A 21614-nucleotide genomic window follows, 5' to 3' on the forward strand; every position below is an offset into this window, starting at 1 on the left:
TGATAACAAGAAGTCAATTTAGCCATTCACTCCTCACGGGAATTTGAGGTGGCTTGAATTTAAGCTTTAGCTAATTCTTCTTTTGCAGAACTGTTAGATAAATACTTTACATCGATCAATTCTCCTCCTATGATACATCCTAAAAAATGTTGCAATCATTATAAATTCCATAATTTTTTAAGAGGCGAGGAGCATATCTGGGATAATAGTTTCAAAAGAAAAAGCATTTAAATTTGTTAAGCTTTGAGCATGCTCGATAGTGATTGCGCAAACTTTGCCATCTTGATCTAAATCGACGAGGGTATTTTCGTTAATATCTTTCGTTTCTACAATCGGATTTTGATTGAATTCTAAATATAGAGTATCTGTATCTTGAAAATATTGAATCTTCATTTTTTAAAACTCCGATCAAAAAAGGCATTGTGAATAGTTTCTCCATCCTGAAGCAAAACAACCCTCAATACCCGGTTATCCATTTCATGAATTCTTGCCCATCTCTTGATACGTCCATCTTCCTGGATTTGCTCTTTTTCGGGATTTAGGATCACGAACTCAATCCATTCTAATTTTATTAAGCTTCGATCCGAACGTTGTCTCGTTGTTAAAAAATATTGTGTGAATTTCATGCAGGAAATGTGAGTATAGGGTGCATTATTTTGCAATAACACACCCCATAAATAAGGCTTAAGCTTTGGCGAGTTCTTCCTTGGCGGCAGTACTAGCTAAATACTTTTCCAGTTCCGTTAACGCATCCGCATCAACTTTGGTCTGCATCGGGCAGAACTTTGGCCCACACATGGAACAGAATTCCGCAGTTTTATAGATATCTGCGGGAAGAGTTTCATCGTGGTACTCACGGGCGCGTTCCGGATCGAGGGACAGTTCAAACTGTTTCTCCCAATCGAAGTTGTAACGAGCATGGGACAACTCATCATCGCGATCGCGTGCCCCAGGACGATGACGGGCAATATCTGCCGCATGGGCTGCAATCTTATAGGCGATGAGACCATTCCGCACATCCTCCGCATCAGGCAAGCCGAGGTGCTCTTTGGGGGTGACATAGCAGAGCATCGCCGTGCCATACCAGCCAGCCATTGCTGCGCCGATCGCCGAGGTGATGTGGTCGTAACCGGGAGCAATATCAGTCACCAATGGGCCGAGCACATAGAAAGGCGCTTCAGAGCACTCTTCCATCTGCTTCTTCACGTTGAACTCAATCTGATCCATGGGGACGTGGCCAGGGCCTTCGACCATCACTTGGACATCGTGTTCCCAAGCGCGACGGGTCAGTTGACCGAGGGTTTTCAGTTCAGCGAGTTGCGCCTCATCAGAAGCATCGTGGGTACAGCCAGGGCGCAGAGAATCCCCAAGGCTGAAGGACACATCGTAACGCTTAAAGATTTCGATAATGTCGTCAAAGTGGGTATAGAGGGGATTTTGCTTATGGTGATGCAACATCCAACGGGCAAGAATCCCACCACCACGGGACACAATCCCCGTAATCCGGTTTTTCACGAGGGGCAGATGCTCGATCAAGATCCCGGCGTGGATGGTCATGTAGTCCACCCCTTGCTGGGCGTGCTTCTCGATGATGTGCAAGAAATCATTGGCCGTGAGGTTTTCCATGTTGCCATGGACACTTTCTAGGGCTTGGTAAATGGGCACAGTCCCGATGGGCACCGGTGAGGCTTTGATAATGGCGGTACGAATTTCGTCCAGGTTGCCGCCCCCAGTGGAGAGATCCATCACAGTATCCGCACCATATTTAACGGCCTGTTGTAGCTTGGCTAATTCCTCATTAATTTCGGAGGAGTTGGGGGACGCACCGATATTTGCATTGACTTTGCATTTCGAAGCAATGCCGATACACATCGGTTCGAGGTTGGTGTGATTGATATTAGCCGGGATAATCATGCGGCCCCGGGCTACTTCGTCGCGAATCAAGTCAACGGGCAGATTCTCACGCTTTGCCACGTAGTCCATTTCTTCGGTGATAACGCCTTGGCGTGCGTAGTGCATCTGGGAGACGTTACTTTGACCTTGCCGTTTGGCGACCCAATCAGCTCTCATATTGTTTTAATCCTCTATTAACAGCTTCCCTACGCTGGTATTACCCAGTCTCAGGTTCTAAGGGACTATCTCAGTCTGATTCCTATGACAGACACCCCTAGCTATGGCAATAAATTCTAACATCACTCCTTAGCAAAGTCTTGGGAAGTATGGCGGGGCTGGGATCAGAGTCTGACGGGATTTGGGCAGATTTAAGGATTTTTGGACAGCAGTCTGGAAAATCGCTATTTTCTGGGGAAAAAGCTAAAAATCAACAATTCATCACCGGATGTATGGCGGAACTGGTTACAATGATGGACAAATTTTTCAGGTTAAGATTGCTAATGGGTTAATTAGAATGGGTGGCTTTTTTAGCTATTGTTCTTTTGCACTCGCGATCCGCCTGTCCTAGAACATTCCCATGGGACAAGGAAAGGGTTGCCCTGGGTGTTTTTGTTTTATTCCCTCTGCGTCTAAAAGGCTATGAATAAAATTTCGGATTGCAGCAATATTTTATTTTCTGTGGATAAGGCCAGGGTTGATCTGGTGCAATTGCAGGCGTTGTTTAATGCGACGGCCTTTTGGGCGAGGGAACGCTCTTTGGCGGATCTAGAAACGGCGATCGCCTACAGTGATCCGGTGGTGACGGTGTGGGATGGCGATCGCCTCATTGGCTTTACGAGGGGAACCTCAGACGGCGTCTTTCGGGCGACGGTGTGGGATGTGGTGATCCACCCAGATTATCAAGGGTTGGGCCTAGGCCGTAAGTTAGTGGAAACCCTGATTAGCCACCCACGGATGTGCCGAGTCGAGCGGGTTTATTTGATGACCACCCACCAACAGACGTTTTATGAGCGCATCGGTTTTAAAGAAAATGCGACGACTACCATGGTGCTCCATAACCACGAGCATCCGATCAGCGTGATTACCTGTGCGGTTGAGGAAACTGCCCCATTACCTGCATAGTTTGGTCTTGGTAGTGGCGGGTCAGGGTACCCCCGTAGCTCGCCAACAGCTTTTTGCACAGTTGCCACTTCAGAGCCGGAGAAAATTCAAGGGCTTGGGCTAGTTGTTGGACTTCTTCGAGGCTTGGGCGATCGCCTAGGGTTAGATTCGGCACATGGGTTTCACGCCAAAAGTCTGTGGTTTGGGTTGAGGTTAATTGAAACGTGATTTTATTTTGTTGTGATCCATAGCTGAGGTGGATCGTCCCTTGCGGTGCCCGTTGTAAGGTCGTGTCGATCAGAGTGAGAAAAAACTGGTGGAGGTGGTGGCGATCGCCAAAAATATCCAGGGTTGCACCAACCGGATGCGCAATGATCAACCGCAAATTATTATTCTGGGCCTTCACCTTGAGTAGACTCTCTAGTTCCCTGAGGAGCGTTTCGAGATCGAACCACTCAGCCTGTTTAGAACTTTGGCCATAATCTAACTTCGACACGGCGATCGCCAAATCGAGTAACCCCAATAACTTTTGGCTGGCCGCATAACTCTCCGCAATGAACGCCCGTTCTTCGGCAGGACTTTCGCACAAATCTGTCAAAATCAACTGCTGCAGCCCCATGATCGTACTCAAGGGCGATCGCAGTTCATGGGCCACTTGACCAAAAAACCGCGCTTGAAATTGCCCCCACTGGAGGGCGATCGCCAAATCAATATTCAAAGCAGAAAAACCATTAGACATAACAAAACATAACTATTTCCACAGACTACGAAACGACCAACGATAAGATCAACCTACATCCTCCAAGATTCTAAGGTTTGGCTGAAATGTTGCGCTATGCTTATTTTCCCGGTTGCGTCGCCCAGGGAGCCTGTCGGGAACTGTACCTCTCCACGGCGGCCCTCACCCAAGCCCTCGACATTGAACTAATCGAACTCAAACAAGCTGCCTGTTGTGGCTCTGGCACCTACAAAGAAGAATCTCAACTCCTAGAAGATAGCGTCAATGCCCGCAATATCGCGTTGGCTGAATCGCTGAATTTACCCTTACTCACCCATTGCAGCACTTGCCAAGGGGTGATCGGCCATGTCGATGAACGACTCAAAGCAGCCAAAGACAATAATCCAGATTATTTTTCCCAGGTAAATCACCTCCTTAGCGAGTCCCACTGTTCCCCCTATAGAGGCACCAGCGAAGTTAAACATTTACTCTGGGCGCTAGTGGGAGACTATGGTCTCGACAAGCTCACGCAAAAAGTGATTAAGCCCCTCCAAGGACTTAAATGTGCCGCCTTTTATGGATGTTATCTTCTCCGGGTTCAAAATAGTCTTCCCTTCGACGACCCTGTCCAGCCTCATTCTCTGGAGTCTGTTTTTTCGGCAGTTGGGGCAACGCCAATTATCTATGATGGTCGCACCCAATGCTGTGGCTGGCCCCTCTCTAGTTATGCCACAGAACAGGCGTTTCGTCTCGCTGGAAAACATTTACAAGCGGCGATCGCCGCCGGAGCTGATTGCCTGGTGACTCCCTGTCCCCTCTGTCATCTCAATTTAGACTCGCGCCAACCGGAAGTCGAAAAAGTCATTGGCCAGAAATTAGGGATTCCCGTGCTCCATTTGCCCCAATTGGTGGCCCTCGCATTGGGCATTCCCCCCAAGGAACTCGGCCTCGGTAAACACATTGTTTCTACGAAGCCGATCCTCGAAAAATTGGGTTTTTAAGAAACGGTCAAATGCTTATTCGTAGTGACTCCACATTCGTAAAATCTTAACTATTTTCTCAGATTCTAAAACTTGGTAAACCAGACGATGTTGAATGTTGATGCGGCGTGAATAATAATCTTTTAAATCTCCCACTAATTTTTCGTAGGGAGGCTGGTATGGATTGTCTTGGAGTATCCCTAAAAGTTTTTGAACTTTTGGTTTCAAACCAGCAGACGCAATCTTTCTGGCATCTTTAGCTGCTTGCTTTGACAGGACTATTTTCCAACTCACCAGTCTAAATTTTCCAAAGCAATGCACTCTTCTAGGGGTTCTATGGCTGCTTCTTGAATGGATGCTTTCATGCCTGGAATATTGACTAAATAAAGGGTTTCTTGGATCGCGTCCCAATCTGCCTGTGAAATCATCACGACTTTATTGTGTTCACTGGAAATCACAACAGGTTGATGGCTATCGGTAATTTCATCAATGAGTCGCTGGAGTTTGTTTTGCGCTTCCTGAACCGTGAGCAAATCCATCGCTTTTTTTGTGGGCTTAAAATTGTTTCTAGTATATCTTTTTTGCTAGATAAACCAGTGATCAAAAAATCGGCCTCGGTAAACATATTGTTTCCACGAAGCCGATCCTCGAAAAATTGGGTTTTTAAGCAGTAATTAAGGTGGCGATCGCCTGATTCAAGGTTTCGCTAGGACGCATCGCCTGACTTGCTTTTGCAGAATTAGCAAAATAGTAGCCATCAATATCAACCGCTTGACCTTGAGCCGCATTTAACTCCGCCACGATTTTGTCTTGATTTTCTGTTAAGGCTTGGGCTAAGGGCGCAAATGTCGCCTTAAGCGCTGGGTTTTTATCCTGTTCTGCCAAGGCTTGGGCCCAATACATCGCCAGATAAAAATGGCTGCCCCGGTTATCAATTTCACCCACCTTGCGGGAAGGAGATTTGTCATTGTTGAGGTACTGGCTGTTGGCTTTGTTTAGGGCCTCTGCCAAAACAAGGGCATTGTCATTGCCCGTTTTCTGGGCGAGGTCTTCGAGGGCAACGGCGATCGCCAAAAATTCCCCTAGGGAATCCCACCGTAAGTGGCCTTCTTCGAGGAACTGTTGGACGTGCTTCGGTGCAGAACCGCCTGCGCCCGTTTCAAACAAACCACCCCCAGCCAGCAACGGCACAATCGAGAGCATTTTAGCGCTCGTACCCAGTTCGAGAATGGGGAATAAATCCGTTAGATAGTCCCGCAGCACATTTCCCGTAACCGAAATGACGTCCTGACCAGTTTTAATTTGGGCGCAGGTAAATTTCATCGCGTCTACTGGCGGGAGAATGTGAATATCCAAACCACTCAGATCATGCTGGGGTAAATACTCTTTAACCTTGGCGATAATTTTGGCATCGTGGGCACGGTTTTCATCTAACCAAAATACGGTGGGATTCCCTGTGAGGCGGGCGCGATTAACGGCCAATTTCACCCAATCTTGGATCGCCACATCCTTGGTCTGACACATCCGCCAGATATCGCCTTTTGCCACGGGATGCGCCATTAACACATTGCCCTGCCCATCAATGACGCGCACTTGACCAGCGGCGGCAATTTCAAAGGTTTTATCGTGGGAGCCGTATTCTTCGGCTTTTTTCGCCATTAGTCCCACGTTGGCGACACTGCCCATGGTTTTGACGTCAAAAGCGCCATTTTCTTGACAGAATTCAATGCAGGCCTGGTACATGGTGGCGTAACAACGGTCGGGAATCATCGCTTTTGTATCGTGGGGTTTCCCATCGGCTCCCCACATTTTCCCGGAGGTGCGAATCGCTGCCGCCATCGACGCATCAATGATCACATCACTGGGCACATGGAGGTTGGTAATGCCCTTGTCAGAATTAACCATTGCCAACCGGGGTTGCTTGTCATAAACCGCTTGGAGATCCGCGGCGATCGCCGCTTTCTCTGCGGTTGGAAGATTGGCAATTTTGGCGTAAACATCCCCTAAACCGTTATTGGGGCTAACACCTAAGGCTTGGAAAGTATCGGCATATTTCGCAAAAACGTCCTTGTAGTAAACGGTGACGGCGTGACCGAAAAGAATCGGGTCAGACACCTTCATCATCGTCGCTTTGACGTGCAGGGACAATAAAATATCCTCGGCTTTAGCGGCGGCAATTTCTTTTTCATAGAAAGCACGCAGAGCCTTGACGCTCATCACCGCAGCATCGACCACCTCACCCGCAAGCACGGGAATGGCTTCTTTGAGAATGGTCACGGTGCCATCGGTGCCTTGATGTTCAATTTTCAGGGTGCCCGCTTGTTCAATGACGACCGATTGTTCACTGCCATAGAAATCTCCTTCATCCATGTGGGCGACGTGGGATTTGGAGTCTTTTGTCCATTCCCCGACCTTGTGGGGATTGTGCCGGGCATATTCTTTGACGGCAGCAGCAACTCGGCGATCGCTATTGCCTTCCCGCAGCACTGGGTTTACGGCACTACCGAGAACTTTCGCATATTTCGCTCTAATATCCTTTTCTGCCTCAGTCTTAGGGTCAGCGGGATAATCCGGCACGTTGTAACCCTTAGTCTGTAATTCTTTGATCGCCGCTGTCAATTGGGGAATGGAGGCGCTAATATTGGGCAGCTTGATGATGTAGGCATCAGGGGTTTTCGCCAAGGCCCCTAATTCGGAGAGGGCATCGGGGCGGCGTTGGTCGGCGGTGAGATATTCCGGAAAATTCGCAATGATCCGCCCAGCGAGGGAAATATCCTTGGTTTCCACCTCAATATTGGCCGCAGTTGTAAAGGCTTCCACAATGGGGAGAAGGGAGTAGGTCGCCAGTGCGGGGGCTTCGTCGGTAAAAGTGTAGGTAATTTTCGAGGTCTGGTTGCTCATATCGCTTAGGCGTCGTGTCACGGAATGTTTCTCAGCCTAAATGATACATGGCACAGGGTCTAGCCTTGACGCTTCTCCGTCTGGAAATGCTGATAGGGGTTACGCAAAAGGCGATCGCCATCGTTTAGCCGGAGCCAAAGGGGGCGATCGCCTTTTGCAAAACTCTGAAGGGATTTGTTTCCATAACAAAAGGTATCCCTATCGATGACATCCTTAAATTGGAGGATGTGCAGTATCAAAAGCACTAACTCAACACAATTGATCTGCTTCGGTACTCATCTGCAACGTTTTCAATAGCAGCTCTGTAAGATCAATTAGCTGATACACAGACCCTTTTGTAACTTGGTTTGCTTTGAAGCCGTGGGCAATCGCATTACGCAAAGAAAGTCCATCTATGAGTAACTGATACTCAGGACGTGAAATCACTCCCTCAGTCATTAATTGTTTGACTAAATAAAGTGGATCAAGTCTTTGTAAACTCATTCTCTCATGCTCTGCAACAAGCCTTAAAGTTGCCTCAACAAGAGACCAGGCATAGAGAATAGCTGACTCTGGATGTTGCATTGCAAGTTTCCTGGCTACTTGTAGTCTTGTTTCTATTTCGGGTTTTTGAAGAGGGCTTTCCGCTTGTAGAGAAAACACAACATCTTCTGGATTAGTCATCACTAATTCAAATCGCCAACCAGGATGCTGTTCTACAGATTGGACTAAAGTCTGTAAATATTGTCTAGAGGAAGCATTCAGTGAGCGACGTGATTTTACTTCAACGATAACCGCTTCATCTCCCCGCCTTACAATCATGTCAGGGCGATAATTTTTCAGAAAATCAGGCAGGTCTTCAGGGTTAGGCTCAAAAGAAATTTCATATCCCTTTTCACGATATTCTTCAGCTAGCTGTAGTAATCGCTCTCTTTCTAGATTGGCTGTTTGGGTTGTCATCATGTAAGTACCTCTTGATCAGGAGCCTCATTTACGACAATATGCAAAAATTCATTTCCACGAGAAAAACCTTCCGCCAATGTTAAGGTCATATGTTCTACCTTAAAGTTACCTGATAAATCTCGTTTCCTGACAAGAACATCAGTGACTTGATCATCGTCAATATAAACTAATCCGATTATGGCATCCTGAATCGGCTTAACAATATTATCTACATCGATAGCAACAGAATCATAGAAATAGGTTATTTGTAGCATGATTAGACCAGTAGTTGCTTTTTGTCCAGATGACCAATATTTCTCTGCCTCTTGTCGTACCACTCTTTTCCAATCTCTAAGACGCTCACGTCTACGGGTCTGTTGTGATACAGGTGGTCCATCCACTATAAACTCAAGTCTTGAGAACATGCCTTCAACTAGAAAGGGTTAGTTATTTTATACTCCTATATGTCTGTGAGTAACACAATATAATAAGCGACTAGATCTTGACTTCCTTTAGAAGTCAGGTGTTCACCATCCTAACAAAAAAGGCGATCGCCATCGTTTAGCCGGAGCCAAAGGGGGCGATCGCCAATCTGTTTAGAAATAAATGAAAAATAAAATTAGTCTAAAAAATTAGGCGTGGGTTTTAGAACAGGCCCAAAGTCAAAGACTCATCAATGGGGAAACAAGCACCTGCACCGAGCCAGAGGGTGACCGCAGTCCCAAAGAGGAAAACAGCCATCGCCACCGGACGACGGAAGGGGTTTTGGAATTTGTTGACGCTTTCAATGAAAGGCACCATCATCAAACCCAACGGAATCGCCCCTTGACAAGCAATACCCAGCAGTTTGTTGGGCAGTACCCGGAGGATCTGGAAGACGGGGTAGAGGTACCACTCCGGCAAAATTTCCAGAGGTGTTGCGAAAGGATTACCCGGTTCACCGATCATCGCTGGATCGAGAATCGCCAAGCCGGTAATTAAACCGATGGTTCCCGCAATACAGATGGGGAAGGTAAAGAGAATGTCATTGGGCCAAGCCGGCTCACCATAGTAATTGTGTCCCATGTTTTGAGCCAGTTTTGCCCGGAGTTTTGGATCGCTAAGATCCGGCTTTTTCATGATAGACATGAGTAAAAGTTCTCCTCAACAAGAACGTTGTTTTGAGCAAACGGAAAACCTGATCCTTACAAAGGACCAGAAATACCTTGCTTACGGATCATGAGGAAGTGGGCCAACATGAAGACCGCAATCAACCAAGGTAAAACAAAAGTATGAAGACTGTAGAAACGGGTTAGGGTTGCTTGGCCAACGCTTGCGCCACCCCGGAGCAACTCAACCATTTGGTCGCCCACGACAGGAATCGCCGCAGGTACACCAGACACAATCTTGACTGCCCAGTAACCAACTTGGTCCCAAGGCAAGGAGTAACCAGTTACACCGAAGGAAACGGTGATCGTCGCCATGATGACCCCAGTAATCCAAGTCAGCTCACGGGGACGCTTAAAGCCACCGGTGAGGTACACCCGGAAAATGTGGAGAATCATCATTAAGACCATCATGCTGGCAGACCAACGGTGGATCGAACGGATCAACCACCCGAAGTTCACTTCATTCATGATGTATTGAACGGAAGTAAATGCCTCTGCTACGGTGGGCTTGTAGTAGAAGGTCATTGCGAATCCAGTGGCGAACTGGATAATGAAACAGGTAAGGGTAATACCACCCAGACAATAGAAGATATTGACGTGGGGGGGAACGTATTTACTAGAAATGTCGTCAGAGATCGCTTGGATTTCTAGTCGTTCGTTAAACCACTTATATAATTTGGAGTCGGTAACTTCTTTTGTAAACATGAAGCCTGATTAGAAACGAAAAATCTCTTTACAAAAATGTAACACAGCTTGCTCTGTCAAGTGGTGAAGTAACAGGATTATCGGGCTTTTTGGCGGATATGACGCTAATGGCGTCAGGGCAAATTTTTATGGACGGCGATCGCCCCAGGATAACCTCAAAAACCGTCAAAGGGCTGTTAATTTCGCTATAGTGTTAAAAATAATCAAGTATTTTTCATAAAACTCGACGGATGCTGAGAAAACGTTTACAGGCTGGTCTTTGCAGTCTTTTGCTGGTGTTGGTATTGGTCTTTGGGCCTATGGAGCGGGCGATCGCCTTTACCGACGAACAAGATTTACTGCTCCAGGCCTGGCGTTACGTCAGTCAAGCCTACGTCGATGAAACCTTTAACCACCAAAATTGGTGGCTCATCCGGCAAAAATTCCTGAAGCGGCCCCTCAAAACCCGCGACGAAGCCTATGAAGCTGTGGGTGAAATGTTGGCCCTCCTCGATGATCCCTACACGCGTCTATTGCGCCCAGAGCAGTACCGCAGCCTAAAAGTCAGTACCTCTGGTGAACTGTCGGGGGTCGGTTTACAGATCAATGTCAATCCAGAAGTCGATGTTTTAGAAGTGATTTTGCCTCTGCCTGGCTCCCCGGCAGAAGCGGCTGGCATTGAAGCCAAGGATCAAATCTTAGCCATTGATGGCATTGACACCCGCAATATTGGCCTTGAGGAGGCGGCGGCAAGAATGCGTGGCAAAAAAGGCAGCACCGTTTCCCTCACCGTAAAATCTCCGAAAACAGACACGGTACGCACCGTCAAAGTGACCCGCGACACCATTGCCTTAAATCCTGTCTATGACAAATTAGATGAAAAAAATGGCGAAAAAGTGGGTTACATTCGCCTCAATCAATTCAGTGCCAACGCCAAAACAGAAATCATCAAATCCCTGAATCAGTTGCAAAAACAGGGGGCTGACCGCTATGTCCTCGACCTGCGCAATAATCCCGGTGGCTTACTCCAGGCCGGCATCGAAATTGCACGCCTCTGGCTTGATCAAGAAACCATTGTGTACACGGTCAATCGCCAGGGGATTTTTGAAAGCTACAGTGCTGTGGGCCAACCCTTTACTGATGCGCCCCTGGTTGTCCTCGTGAATCAAGCAACGGCGAGCGCCAGTGAAATTTTAGCCGGAGCACTCCAGGACAATGGCCGGGCCGTGCTCGTGGGGGAAAAAACCTTTGGGAAAGGGCTGATTCAATCGCTGTTTGAATTGCCGGATGGGGCAGGCATGGCCGTCACCGTCGCGAAATATGAAACTCCCCTCCACCATGACATTAACAAGTTGGGGATTATGCCCGATGAGGTGGTGCCCCAGGAGCCGATCGGCTATGCAATGATGGGGAGTGAGACGGATCTGCAATATCAAGCCGCCCTCGATCTATTGACCCAAGACCAGGCGATCGCCCAAATTTCCCAAGCTTCCTAAACCGTTGAATCGACAACCGAAGGCTCTGCCATTTGCTGTGGTGATGTTTGTAGACCCGCTAATTGTTTTGCCTCCGTCGGCACAAATAACATCAAAGCCGCTGCAATCATGAGAAAACTTCCCCCCAAGACCACAGCAGTCAGTCGATTATCCTGGAGCCAATGTTCCATGATCCAGCCAAAGCCCAGGGAAACAGCAATTTCTGGTAACACAATAAAAAAGTTAAAAATGCCCTGGTAAATGCCCCGTCTTTGGGTCGGTAAAGCGTAGGTCAAAATGGCATAGGGGATCGCTTGGGCACTGGCCCAGGCCAAGCCAAAACCAACCATCGAAGGCAAAAGCAGCCAGGGTTGCTGAATTTTTAAGAGGGCAATCAGACTAAAGCCGCCACACAAAAGACAAATGATGTGGATTACCTTGCGACCAACGCGACGGGTTAACCAGGGTAACAGGAACGAGAAAGGAATACAGACGGCATTAAACACCGCAAAACAAAGTCCCGCCCATTCAATGCCTTGGTTATAGAGGGTTGATTGAATATCCACAGCCCCAAAAATATTCCGGGCCACCGCTGGCGGAAAGTAAATAAAAAAACAAAAAATTCCTAACCAGGTAAAAATTTGCACCCAAGCAAGTCGATACATCGTCGGTGGCATTTGTCCCAACACTTGCCAGGTTTCACTGAAGCTCTGGCGGATACCACCCCGTTTTTCCTTGAGTTGGTCGAAGCGGTCTAAATCCGGAGGGGGAGATTCTGAGGTGGTCAACACCGTCCACAGTACAGTGGTGAGAAAAAGCCCGGCACCAATATAAAAAGACCAGGTGACAGATTGGGGAATTTGCTGATCTGGGCCAGTGGTGGAATTAACAGCAAATAAGTGACTCAGGAGCCAAGGCAACATCGAAGCGGCGATCGCCCCTAGCCCAACCATCACGCTCTGCATGGCAAACCCTTTTGTCCGTTGCTGCTGGGGCAGTAAATCGCCAACGAAAGCCCGAAACGGCACCATACTTGTATTGGCACTGGTATCTAAGATCCACAGGAGTCCCGCCGCCATCCAAAGGCTGCCACACTGGGGCATAAGGACTAACGCCATGGACGCTAAGATGGCCCCTACGAGAATGTAAGGGCGACGGCGTCCCAGGGGAGTCCAAGTGTAATCACTTAAATTGCCAATGACCGGTTGTACCAAAAGACCCGTTAGGGGAGCCGCCAACCAAAGAATCGGAATACTGTGGGCACTAGCGCCGAGATGTTCAAAAATAGAGCTCATATTGGCCATCTGCAAGCCCCAACCAAACTGAATCCCCAGGAAGCCAATGCTCATGTTCCACAGTTGCCAGGCATTAAACTCTTGTTTTTGTTGCGGGGAATTGTCCGTTGAGGGGGTTGCGATGGTTGGATTTTGGGAAGATTTTTCTTCCCCAGTAAAAGCCATATAAAATTCTCCAGTTGCCGAGCGATCGCCCTATGGATGAAGTTGAGGACTAGAGGACTATCGCCCATTGGTTGTCATAGTTTCATTCTAGCGGCCCAACTTGGTCGCCCCAGGGAAATCGCTTTAATGCTTAGGAGTGAAATGCTTGATCAATATGGGGCTGAGCGAAAACGCTGATCGTTGTCGGGAGCATCTCCACCATCGGCGCGGGTTTCATTTCGCCGCGAAAATCTAGAATTTGGACGAGCAGTAAATAGGCGATCGCCAACAAAAGAGAAATCGCTCCGGTAATAATAGCGGTCAGTTTTCCGCGTTGCATGAATTTGGCCTCGCTTCGTTAATGCATTATGATTGTAGATTGGATTACTTATTATAAAAATTGCTAGGAGATCTTTCGTATGTCCCGTAAGTGCCAGATTACCGGCAAGAAAGCCAATAATGCGATGGCGGTGTCCCACTCCCACCGTCGGACGAAAAAGCTACAAGAAGTTAATTTGCAGTGGAAAAGAGTCTGGTGGCCCGAAGGCAATCGCTTTGTCCGCCTACGTCTTTCCACCAAAGCCATCAAAACCCTTGAAAAGAAAGGCATCGATGCCATGGCTAGAGAAGCTGGTATCAACCTTAACAAACTCTAAGGTCAAAAACGCCAGTTCTTTATTACTTTCACCAGACTTCCATGGGTTGCTATGGAGGTCTTCTTTATTTATTCCTAAAATTTTATAAAATTCAGATCTTTTTTTCGCCTCGTCAGCCCACGCATCAAAAGCTCAAGCCACAAAAAAAGAGGGGCGATCGCCCCCCATTACGCCAAATATTTAATTAAACCAATCTAGACCTTTGCATGAACTTTCAGCGGTTCTGCGGTCGCACTTTGGTTCCACTTAGAAGTACAGAGGATTCGGGAGCGATCGCAGCGATCCACATATTTCTTCGCGATTTCTGTGACCTCTAACATCAATCCCTTATCGAGCTTGGTCGGTTCTAGGCCCATATCGAGGAAACACTGATTATCCACATACAGTTCGTTCTCTGCTGCTTCATTCCGGGGATTTTCTAAATATTGAATTTCCGCCCCAGCGATATTCGCCACCATCTGCGCCAGATCCCGGACGCGGTGGGTTTCCGTCATTTGGTTGAGAATTTTGACCCGTTCCCCTTTCGTTGGAGGATTACTAATCGCCAGCTCAACACAACGCACCGTATCTTGAATATGAATAAAAGCACGGGTTTGGCCGCCAGTACCATGGACAGTCAGCGGATGGCCTACGGCTGCCTGCATCAAAAAGCGATTCAGCACGGTGCCATAGTCACCATCATAATCAAAGCGGTTGATGAGCCGCTCGTCCATTGCTGTTTCTGCAGTGTTGGTACCCCAAACAATCCCTTGGTGCAAGTCAGTGACGCGGACTTGGTCGTTTTTGTTGTAGTAGGCAAAAAATAGTTGATCCTGGGTTTTGGTCATGTGATAGATGCTGCCAGGATTTGCCGGGTGCAGAATTTGCTTCTCGATCACTTTGCCTTCTTCGGTGACCACTTGAACATCGAGGTAGCCTTCGGGGATCTTCATCCCAGCGGTACCGTAACCATAAACCCCCATGGTGCCGAGGTGTACCACGTGGATATCAAGGCCGGATTCCACAATGGCGCAAAGTACGTTATTGGTTCCGTTTAGATTGTTATCGACGGTATAACGCTTGTGCTTAGGAGACTTCATGGAGTAAGGGGCGGCCCGCTGTTCGGCGAAGTGAACGACTACATCCGGTTGATAGTCAACGAATAGCTTGAGAAGCTGGTCATATTCGTGGGCAATATCGAAGTTGAAGAACTGAATTGTTTTGCCAGTGAGTTCTTTCCATGCTCTGAGCCTGACCGACATTGGGCTAATCGGCGTCAGTGATGTCACTTCCAGTTCGTTATCAATGTTTCTTCTGGAAAGGTTATCAACAATAACAACATCATGACCTGTTTTCGACAGATGCAATGCTGTGGGCCAGCCGCAAAACCCATCTCCACCCAGAACAATAATTTTCATGGATTCAACTCCTTAGGTTTTTTATTTTGGTGCTTTAAAAAGTAATGTGCATGGTGTGTACTCCCGGAAAATTTTTTGGGGTTCATGGTACGCCATACATATATTCCCGAGTTTGTAGAAAAGGATGACTTCAAAGGGGATGTCGGGTATTTGGATCAAAACAAAATGCTCGAAATTAAAGCAAATCGTTGAAATCATCCCACATTATAGACGGTTGGGTCGTTCCCTGAGATCATCTTGGACGGGGTTAATGGACTTTTAATCCAGGCTAGCGTAAGGATAAATCGCTGTTAATCTGGGCTTAAAACCTAGGGGCTGACAAATTATAGGCAAGGCGATCGCCACCTAATGCCCTTGGCCTAGAGCAAATGGGGAAACTCAGACTCCCCGGCGACAACAATGCGATTGCGCCCCTGTTGTTTGGCTAAATAGAGAGCTTGGTCAGCTTTTTTCACAAACGTTAGGGGTTTTTCCTGGCTCTGGGGAATACCACTAACAACACCAAGGCTGACGGTAACAATTGCCTCATTTATCTCCGTTGCATTGTGGGCAATCTGAAGCTCTAAAACAGTTCGTCGAATCCGCTTGGCGACAATGGTTGCACCTTCCTGAGTCGTGTTCGGTAAGACAACCACAAACTCCTCTCCCCCATAGCGGGCCACCAAATCTGCCGGTCGTTTGAGGAGGTGTTTCACTGCTTGGGCAATTTGAATCAGACATTCATCTCCCTGTTGGTGACCATAGGAATCGTTGTAGCGCTTGAAGTAGTCCACATCAAAAAGAATTAAAGCGAGGGGTTTTTGCTCGCGGTAGAGACGATGCCACTCCGCCGTGAGCCGTTGATTAAAACAACGTCGGTTGGCAATTTGAGTTAAACCGTCTAAATGGACTAATTTTTGTAATTCTTGGTTGGTTTGCCGGAGGAGTGCTTCACTGCGACGTAATTCTTTTGTTCTTTCTAAAATGAGCTTTGTGGAATTATCCAGAGCTTTCTTTAGGGAAGCTTGGGCGCGGCTCCGTTCTTCCACGACCGCTGAGAGGAGCAGAGAACTGAGGGCAAATACCCCCATAAAGGACTGTAAAAACAATAAAGATTGATTTTGGGACTCTAAAACAAAGACACCCAAACCATGGGCAGTTGTATAAATAGCCAAGATAGAAACAATGCTGACCAATAGGCTTGACACAAAAGCACCGTAGCGAAACACTGTCCAATTTAAAATCAGCAGCAATAGGTAAGCAACGGGATAACTTTGAATAAAAATACTCCAGCTCACACTGATGAAAACAGCTAAAATCAGCAACATCTCGATGACATGATAGGGGATTTTTCGGCTAAAAAAGTCCTTCCCCAGGAGAATTACCGGAGTGAAAATCAAGTGAGCTAAAGTGCTCGCCAGCCACCAAGTAAACCAATTTAAGCCATACTGTCCCCATTCCATACGTTCTGCAAACACAATACTGGTGACACCAATAAATGCAGAGGCCATTGGCGAAAGGGTTGCAGCCGTGATGTAGGTTAAAACGCCCCGAACTTGATTAAAAAAATGTCGGCTCTGGGAATATTTTTTCAGGATAAAACGGGCTAACAGAGGTTGTACTAAATTGCCAGCAATGCAACCAAAGTTGACCCAAAAGAAAGCCTGAATACTAATATTTGGATCCCGTTCGATCAAATCAAAAGAAATAACCCAAAGGGAACCTAGGGCAATGCTCGGTAAGATTTTATTGCCAAAAAGAAGAATTAAACCCAATGTTAATCCCGAAGGAAGCCATACTGAAGCGACGGTTCCCGGCAGGGTGGTGAAAACTAGACTGATTTCCGCGGTCCAGGCATAGGCGATCGCCAAGCAGATATTGAGGCCGAACCATCGCAGCCATCGACTGTGTAGCAGTCGGAGAAAATCCATAGTACCAGTAATTGGGGAGAAGCGTTAACAAGAATTAAACAGCAAAAAGAGACTGGTTTCTACCAGCTCAAAATCGGTCTTCTAATAGGTTATCGGGGCTTAAAAAGATAGTCTGTCAAATAGCAATATAGTTATCATAAGTGAGAAATTGGGTTTCAAAAAATATGATTTTTATGAATTTTTAAGGTGGAGAAAGACGGCGACGGCGTGGCACTAAATGTCGCGGAATTTCCCAATATTGACTAGCTTGCCCAAGGGGATACCATAAAGCATCAGTTTGGGTAATACAAATTGTTTTTTGGGGGAGCAAATCCGGCTGAATGTCTAAGGTGTGAATAATTTCTTGGGCAATTTTTTGGGCCAAGAGCGGCAGCACGGCATTACCAATTTCCCGGAAGCCATGCCAAACCTTGCGATGAAACTGAAACCAATCGGGGAAGGTATGTAGGCGGGCGGCTTCGCGAATCGAAATGCAGCGGGGAAGTTGGTAATGAATCGGTCTAGGAGCCGTAAAGGAGCCTTTTTCGGTGGGGGTACCGGCCCGCAGAGTATTACTGAGACCCTGGGCATCCAGCTTAAAGAGGCGACTAATGGCTTCTTTTTTGCCGGGGGGAGTGGCTTGGAAACGGGCTTGGATTTCGGGTTGATGCTGAGAACCAAGATGGCCCCAAAGAAAATTAGGTTCTAGGTGGCGGGAATGACAATGGCGAAACTGCTCATGGAGCGATCGCCCAAAGGTTCCCAAAGGTTCGGGGGGGATAATGCCCCGGTCAACGTCCGTAAAAACGGGGATAGTTTCTAAATCGGTGATCGCCTCGTGGACAGTGACATAGGGTGTTAGGCCGGGGCCATGGCTCGGCGTTGGATAGGCCACTGGGGGAACATCCCGGCGATATCCCAAGAGAATTAAGCGTTTACGTCGTTGGGGAGCGCCGTAGTCAGCACCATTGAGCACCTGGGGGGGCAAAACATGGTAACCAGCCTCCCCTAAAGATTGGCAAAGCTGTTTTAGCATCCCTTGGTGGCGTTGCCCAGTGAGGCCCTGGACATTTTCAAAAATGAAATATTTGGGTTGAATGTCTCGCAACAGACGGACATATTCAAAGATCAATTGATTGCGCGGGTCACCCAATTGTCGTTTGCCCATCACCGAAAATCCCTGGCAGGGAGGGCCACCCGTGAGTAAATCAATGTCTACCGTTGGATAGCCGCGCCGTTCGATGGCTTGGCGCATTTCTGGCCATTGCAGGTGACGAATATCCCGGCAAAAAGTGACGCCATAGGGAAAATTGACTTCGTGAACGAGGGCATGGACGGGATCAATCTCTACCGCTGCGACCACATCAAAGCCCGCCGCTTCTAGCCCCAGGGACATTCCGCCGCATCCGGCAAACAAATCAATGGCTAGGGGCCTTTGGTTCACGGTGCGCTCCCAGTAAGTGTTTGCAATTCTCTTTAATGCTAAAGGGTTTTGGCTCTATAGAGCTTGGCAAAGATGACGAAAATGATCGCCCCGGTGCTCGAAACTGCGGTATTGATCGAAGCTGGCACAGGCGGGAGAGAGGAGCACTGTTTTCGGTTGATAGGTCGGAATTAAGGCAACACTGCGGGCGATCGCCTTTTCTAAAGTTTCAACGATTTCGTACTGGGTGTAATCGCTGTTCTGGAGTAACTGGGCAAATTGGGGGGCCGCCTCACCAATTAAAAGCACCGTCGCTGCCTTTTCTTTGATTTTTTTGATCCAGGCCTCGGCATTCCCTGCTTTGGGCTCGCCTCCAGCAATGAGAATTACCGGGCCAGGGGCCGCATTTAAGCCCACCTCGGCAGCATCATAGTTGGTTGCTTTACTGTCGTTGATAAAATCAACCCCCTGGTGCTGGCGAATGAACTCAAGACGATGGGGCACACCCGGAAAGGTAGCAATGGCTTTGGCGATCGCCCCTTTGTCAATATTTGCTAACCGGGCAGCGGCGATCGCCAAGAGTAAATTCTGGAGATTATGATCGCCGACCATTTTGAGTAGAGAAACCGGAATCACCAATTCCCCAAAGGCTTTCACCCAAGCATCCTGGATAAATACCCCCCGTTTAGGGTCGCACGGTAAATGCTCTGCTCCCTTGATGCTTGTCCAGTAGGCGTCGGGCCATTGCTCCGCCTGCGATCGCAAAAACGGATCATCCCCATTTAAGACTTGGCGACGACTGCGCTCAATGAGGGACGCTTTAATGCTGTGATAATTGTCGAGGGTATAGTGGCGGGCGAGGTGGTCTGGTGTGAAGGTCGTCCACACGCCAATTTGAGGACAGAGGGTCGGCGCAGATTCGATCTGATAGCTACTAATTTCGGCCACAATCCACTCCGGGGTGGCTTCTCCCAACACAAGTTCACAGGCGGCATGGCCAATATTCCCGCAGGCAGGGCCACCACGACCTGCTACCTGAAAAATTGCTTCGACCAGGGCCGTAGTGGTGGTTTTACCATTGGTGCCTGTAATGCCGACCCAGGGTTTTTGGTCTAAATTGCGCCAGGCCAGTTCCATCTCGCCGATGGTGTCAATGCCTTGATCCCGCGCCTCTTTCAGAAAAGGAATATCCCAGGGCACCCCCGGACTGACGACGATTAAATCCGGGCGATCGCCTTCTTCCAAACTGGGGGTATGGCCGAGTTTGACCGTAATTCCTTGGGCCGACAGCTCCTGTTGCACTGCCACGAGGGATTCATCCGTTTGGCGATCGCCTAAGACCACCTCCCAACCCTGTCGCTTTAAAAGCCGTGCTGCCGCAATTCCTGAACGACCAATGCCAATGACGAGCGCCTGAGCCATACCATCTCTGTCGAAATAATGTGATCGCTGATTGTACCGAATTATGACCGCTTTCCCCTAACCAAATCGATAGCCAAAGCCCCGCACTGTGATCAAATATTCCGGCTGACTCGGATCTAACTCTAACTTTTCCCGTAACCAGCGGATATGCACATCTACCGTTTTTGTATCCCCTAGAAAATCAGCACCCCAAACCTGTTCAATTAACTGATCCCGTGACCAGACCCGGCGCGGATAGCTCATAAACAATTCCAATAAACGATATTCCTTGGGCGATAAACTCACTTCCTCACCCCGCACCGTCACCCGACACTCCTCCGGGAACAAAGAAATATCCTTAAACTGACGTACCGAATTTTTAGGCGTGCTCCGGATAAACTGCTGACGCCGCAACAGCGCACGGCACCGGGCCACCAACTCCCGCAGACTAAACGGTTTGGTTAAATAATCATCTGCGCCCACCTCTAGGCCCAATACCCGGTCTGTTTCACTCGCCTTGGCACTTAGAACTAAAATCGGAATTGTGTTTCCCTGATATCTCAAAAAACGACATAGATCTAAGCCATTCACTTCCGGCAGCATAATATCTAGGATCACCAAATCCAGAGGCATATCTGGGGCATTGAATTCTGGATTTTGCAGCATATTCAAGCCTGTGCGGCCATTATCCGCAAAAAAGACCTCATAGCCTTCTTCCTCTAAACCCATCACAATCATGTCACGAATGACTGCCTCGTCCTCCACTACTAGGATCCGTGCTTTCGTCGATAGCTCAGCATCTAGGGTATGTGACATCAAATCAAGGGAGAGCATAAAAATAAATTATTTACAGGGTTACGCCAACATATACATCAAAAGGCAGAGATTTGGCTAGTACATTGTGATTTCCTATACATTCACACTGCCAAGTTTAGCCAGGGTCAAGATTTAGTCCATGAGTTGTAAATCACCAGCTAGGGTTTGTGCCTGTTGTCGCACAAACTCTACCTCCTCCGCTAGCCAAGTCCGGACTTCATGGTGATGAGCCGCTAATAATCCCCACAAACGTTGATCGACGATGATTGGCGCAACCAGATCTGCCCGCACCCGAATTGATCGTAAAAAGTCCAGGTGACAAGGGTCAAAATCACTTGTCTCAATATCTGTAATTTGTAGGATTCTGCCTTGGAGATACCGTTGGGCATAATCACCATTAAAACAATCATCGGCCCCCGTCGAGCCTAAAATCGAAAATTCACTCTGGCTCAGGGATTCAATGATCACCTGCCCTTTCCATTCCCGGTAGAAATAATAAATGACAACCCGACTCACCCGGAGTTGCCAGCGTGTTTGATCAGTGGCCTGTTGTAGCAATTGATTACGAGTCAGGGTGCGATTTAATCGCTCGTTCACTCGATTAAGACTTCGATCAAACATATTCGGCTGCTAGTTTTATTACCTTCGATTTTATAAAGATCTCTTTCACTTTGGGAATTAATGATGAATTTCCTCGGAGGGCGCTCCAGTTTTAACCTGCTTTGGCAAGGGATCTGTCTTGAACAAAAAAGCCCTGACAAACCGTAGTGGC

23 protein-coding genes and 1 riboswitch are annotated in these 21614 nt (G+C 47.9%); of the genes, 4 read left to right on the forward strand and 19 right to left on the reverse strand.

Going from position 1 to position 21614, the window contains the following annotated elements:
• Positions 1-177 precede the first annotated feature (177 nt).
• Together AWQ23_RS04310 and thiC are read right to left on the reverse strand one after the other, a co-directional pair.
• A complete protein-coding gene (locus tag AWQ23_RS04310) occupies positions 178-393 on the reverse strand; it encodes a DUF2283 domain-containing protein (RefSeq protein WP_030007574.1) in 216 nt (71 codons plus the stop codon).
• A gap of 291 nt (positions 394-684) precedes the next feature.
• Positions 685-2070: a phosphomethylpyrimidine synthase gene (thiC, locus tag AWQ23_RS04320; RefSeq protein WP_012306459.1), complete on the reverse strand. Its 1386-nt coding sequence runs from the start codon at positions 2068-2070 to the stop codon at positions 685-687.
• A 9-nt stretch (positions 2071-2079) separates the two neighbouring features.
• Positions 2080-2179, reverse strand: a riboswitch (TPP riboswitch).
• 362 nt (positions 2180-2541) lie between these two features.
• On the opposite strand from thiC, the gene AWQ23_RS04330 reads away from it, so the two are divergent.
• Complete coding sequence (locus AWQ23_RS04330) at positions 2542-3015, forward strand: GNAT family N-acetyltransferase (protein ID WP_315862041.1); 474 nt, start codon at positions 2542-2544, stop codon at positions 3013-3015.
• Here the strand turns inward: AWQ23_RS04330 and AWQ23_RS04335 are convergent.
• Entirely contained in the window at positions 2975-3733 is a 759-nt protein-coding gene (locus AWQ23_RS04335; protein ID WP_062432923.1) for a sensor histidine kinase KdpD, read from the reverse strand. The genes AWQ23_RS04330 and AWQ23_RS04335 overlap by 41 nt on opposite strands.
• 86 nt (positions 3734-3819) lie before the next feature.
• Here AWQ23_RS04335 and AWQ23_RS04340 point away from each other — a divergent pair, with 86 nt between their 5' ends.
• Complete coding sequence (locus AWQ23_RS04340; RefSeq protein ID WP_062436502.1) at positions 3820-4713, forward strand: CoB--CoM heterodisulfide reductase iron-sulfur subunit B family protein; 894 nt, start codon at positions 3820-3822, stop codon at positions 4711-4713.
• 15 nt (positions 4714-4728) lie between these two features.
• Here AWQ23_RS04340 and AWQ23_RS04345 read toward each other — a convergent pair whose 3' ends face one another.
• The 8 genes from AWQ23_RS04345 to petB form a co-directional block, all read right to left on the reverse strand.
• A complete protein-coding gene (locus AWQ23_RS04345) occupies positions 4729-4986 on the reverse strand; it encodes a Txe/YoeB family addiction module toxin (protein ID WP_062432926.1) in 258 nt (85 codons plus the stop codon).
• Positions 4983-5231 (reverse strand): type II toxin-antitoxin system Phd/YefM family antitoxin, encoded by a 249-nt coding sequence (locus tag AWQ23_RS04350; RefSeq protein WP_062432929.1) that lies wholly within the window; start codon positions 5229-5231, stop codon positions 4983-4985. The genes AWQ23_RS04345 and AWQ23_RS04350 overlap by 4 nt, the downstream gene beginning before the upstream one ends.
• Positions 5232-5355: 124 nt before the next feature.
• A complete protein-coding gene (locus AWQ23_RS04355) occupies positions 5356-7593 on the reverse strand; it encodes an NADP-dependent isocitrate dehydrogenase (RefSeq protein ID WP_062432933.1) in 2238 nt (745 codons plus the stop codon).
• 59 nt (positions 7594-7652) lie between these two features.
• On the reverse strand, positions 7653-7832 hold the full coding sequence (locus AWQ23_RS16155; protein WP_198158692.1) for a hypothetical protein: 180 nt from the start codon (positions 7830-7832) through the stop codon (positions 7653-7655).
• Between the two features lie 10 nt (positions 7833-7842).
• Positions 7843-8535 carry a hypothetical protein gene (locus AWQ23_RS04360; RefSeq protein ID WP_012306467.1) on the reverse strand — a complete coding sequence of 231 codons (693 nt, stop codon included), beginning with the start codon at positions 8533-8535 and terminating at the stop codon, positions 7843-7845.
• Positions 8532-8939, reverse strand: coding sequence for a RusA family crossover junction endodeoxyribonuclease (locus AWQ23_RS04365; protein ID WP_012306468.1), 408 nt, complete (start codon positions 8937-8939; stop codon positions 8532-8534). Before AWQ23_RS04365 ends, AWQ23_RS04360 begins: the two co-directional genes overlap by 4 nt.
• Before the next feature lie 220 nt (positions 8940-9159).
• Positions 9160-9642: a cytochrome b6-f complex subunit IV gene (gene petD, locus AWQ23_RS04370; protein WP_012306469.1), complete on the reverse strand. Its 483-nt coding sequence runs from the start codon at positions 9640-9642 to the stop codon at positions 9160-9162.
• Positions 9643-9698: 56 nt separating this feature from the next.
• The gene (petB, locus tag AWQ23_RS04375; protein WP_012306470.1) at positions 9699-10367 is read right to left on the reverse strand and encodes a cytochrome b6; all 669 of its coding nucleotides are present in this window, start codon (positions 10365-10367) and stop codon (positions 9699-9701) included.
• A gap of 230 nt (positions 10368-10597) precedes the next feature.
• On the opposite strand from petB, the gene ctpA reads away from it, so the two are divergent.
• On the forward strand, positions 10598-11842 hold the full coding sequence (ctpA, locus tag AWQ23_RS04380; protein ID WP_198158693.1) for a carboxyl-terminal processing protease CtpA: 1245 nt from the start codon (positions 10598-10600) through the stop codon (positions 11840-11842).
• Here ctpA and AWQ23_RS04385 read toward each other — a convergent pair.
• Both AWQ23_RS04385 and AWQ23_RS04390 read right to left on the reverse strand, forming a co-directional pair.
• Entirely contained in the window at positions 11839-13281 is a 1443-nt protein-coding gene (locus AWQ23_RS04385) for an MFS transporter (RefSeq protein WP_062432935.1), read from the reverse strand. The two genes, ctpA and AWQ23_RS04385, sit on opposite strands and share 4 nt — an antisense overlap.
• Positions 13282-13411: 130 nt before the next feature.
• Positions 13412-13600, reverse strand: coding sequence for a hypothetical protein (locus tag AWQ23_RS04390; RefSeq protein WP_062432939.1), 189 nt, complete (start codon positions 13598-13600; stop codon positions 13412-13414).
• A 79-nt stretch (positions 13601-13679) separates the two neighbouring features.
• Between AWQ23_RS04390 and rpmB the strand changes: the two genes are divergently transcribed.
• A complete protein-coding gene (gene rpmB / locus AWQ23_RS04395; RefSeq protein ID WP_012306474.1) occupies positions 13680-13916 on the forward strand; it encodes a 50S ribosomal protein L28 in 237 nt (78 codons plus the stop codon).
• 194 nt (positions 13917-14110) lie between these two features.
• Here rpmB and AWQ23_RS04400 read toward each other — a convergent pair whose 3' ends face one another.
• From AWQ23_RS04400 to AWQ23_RS04425, 6 genes are all read right to left on the reverse strand, one after another.
• On the reverse strand, positions 14111-15313 hold the full coding sequence (locus AWQ23_RS04400) for an NAD-dependent epimerase/dehydratase family protein (RefSeq protein ID WP_062432942.1): 1203 nt from the start codon (positions 15311-15313) through the stop codon (positions 14111-14113).
• 359 nt (positions 15314-15672) lie between these two features.
• Entirely contained in the window at positions 15673-17223 is a 1551-nt protein-coding gene (locus tag AWQ23_RS04405; RefSeq protein WP_062432945.1) for a diguanylate cyclase domain-containing protein, read from the reverse strand.
• A gap of 181 nt (positions 17224-17404) precedes the next feature.
• Positions 17405-18646, reverse strand: coding sequence for a DNA cytosine methyltransferase (locus tag AWQ23_RS04410; RefSeq protein WP_062432948.1), 1242 nt, complete (start codon positions 18644-18646; stop codon positions 17405-17407).
• 54 nt (positions 18647-18700) lie between these two features.
• Positions 18701-20047, reverse strand: coding sequence for a UDP-N-acetylmuramoyl-L-alanine--D-glutamate ligase (gene murD, locus AWQ23_RS04415; protein WP_062432951.1), 1347 nt, complete (start codon positions 20045-20047; stop codon positions 18701-18703).
• A 57-nt stretch (positions 20048-20104) separates the two neighbouring features.
• Positions 20105-20860 (reverse strand): response regulator transcription factor, encoded by a 756-nt coding sequence (locus AWQ23_RS04420; protein WP_012306479.1) that lies wholly within the window; start codon positions 20858-20860, stop codon positions 20105-20107.
• 114 nt (positions 20861-20974) lie between these two features.
• Complete coding sequence (locus AWQ23_RS04425) at positions 20975-21463, reverse strand: GAF domain-containing protein (RefSeq protein ID WP_062432954.1); 489 nt, start codon at positions 21461-21463, stop codon at positions 20975-20977.
• Positions 21464-21614 lie beyond the last annotated feature (151 nt).

The organism is Picosynechococcus sp. PCC 73109, from assembly GCF_001521855.1.
Lineage (GTDB): Bacteria > Cyanobacteriota > Cyanobacteriia > Cyanobacteriales > MRBY01 > MRBY01.

Coding starts and splice junctions, on each gene's coding strand:
- AWQ23_RS04310 (WP_030007574.1), bottom strand. CDS start 393: ATGAAGATTCAATATTTTCAAGATACAGATACTCTATATTTAGAATTC.
- thiC (WP_012306459.1), bottom strand. CDS start 2,070: ATGAGAGCTGATTGGGTCGCCAAACGGCAAGGTCAAAGTAACGTCTCC.
- AWQ23_RS04335 (WP_062432923.1), bottom strand. CDS start 3,733: ATGTCTAATGGTTTTTCTGCTTTGAATATTGATTTGGCGATCGCCCTC.
- AWQ23_RS04340 (WP_062436502.1), top strand. CDS start 3,820: ATGTTGCGCTATGCTTATTTTCCCGGTTGCGTCGCCCAGGGAGCCTGT.
- AWQ23_RS04350 (WP_062432929.1), bottom strand. CDS start 5,231: ATGGATTTGCTCACGGTTCAGGAAGCGCAAAACAAACTCCAGCGACTC.
- AWQ23_RS04355 (WP_062432933.1), bottom strand. CDS start 7,593: ATGAGCAACCAGACCTCGAAAATTACCTACACTTTTACCGACGAAGCC.
- AWQ23_RS04360 (WP_012306467.1), bottom strand. CDS start 8,535: ATGATGACAACCCAAACAGCCAATCTAGAAAGAGAGCGATTACTACAG.
- AWQ23_RS04365 (WP_012306468.1), bottom strand. CDS start 8,939: ATGTTCTCAAGACTTGAGTTTATAGTGGATGGACCACCTGTATCACAA.
- petD (WP_012306469.1), bottom strand. CDS start 9,642: ATGTCTATCATGAAAAAGCCGGATCTTAGCGATCCAAAACTCCGGGCA.
- petB (WP_012306470.1), bottom strand. CDS start 10,367: ATGTTTACAAAAGAAGTTACCGACTCCAAATTATATAAGTGGTTTAAC.
- ctpA (WP_198158693.1), top strand. CDS start 10,598: ATGCTGAGAAAACGTTTACAGGCTGGTCTTTGCAGTCTTTTGCTGGTG.
- AWQ23_RS04385 (WP_062432935.1), bottom strand. CDS start 13,281: ATGGCTTTTACTGGGGAAGAAAAATCTTCCCAAAATCCAACCATCGCA.
- AWQ23_RS04390 (WP_062432939.1), bottom strand. CDS start 13,600: ATGCAACGCGGAAAACTGACCGCTATTATTACCGGAGCGATTTCTCTT.
- rpmB (WP_012306474.1), top strand. CDS start 13,680: ATGTCCCGTAAGTGCCAGATTACCGGCAAGAAAGCCAATAATGCGATG.
- AWQ23_RS04400 (WP_062432942.1), bottom strand. CDS start 15,313: ATGAAAATTATTGTTCTGGGTGGAGATGGGTTTTGCGGCTGGCCCACA.
- AWQ23_RS04405 (WP_062432945.1), bottom strand. CDS start 17,223: ATGGATTTTCTCCGACTGCTACACAGTCGATGGCTGCGATGGTTCGGC.
- murD (WP_062432951.1), bottom strand. CDS start 20,047: ATGGCTCAGGCGCTCGTCATTGGCATTGGTCGTTCAGGAATTGCGGCA.
- AWQ23_RS04420 (WP_012306479.1), bottom strand. CDS start 20,860: ATGCTCTCCCTTGATTTGATGTCACATACCCTAGATGCTGAGCTATCG.
- AWQ23_RS04425 (WP_062432954.1), bottom strand. CDS start 21,463: ATGTTTGATCGAAGTCTTAATCGAGTGAACGAGCGATTAAATCGCACC.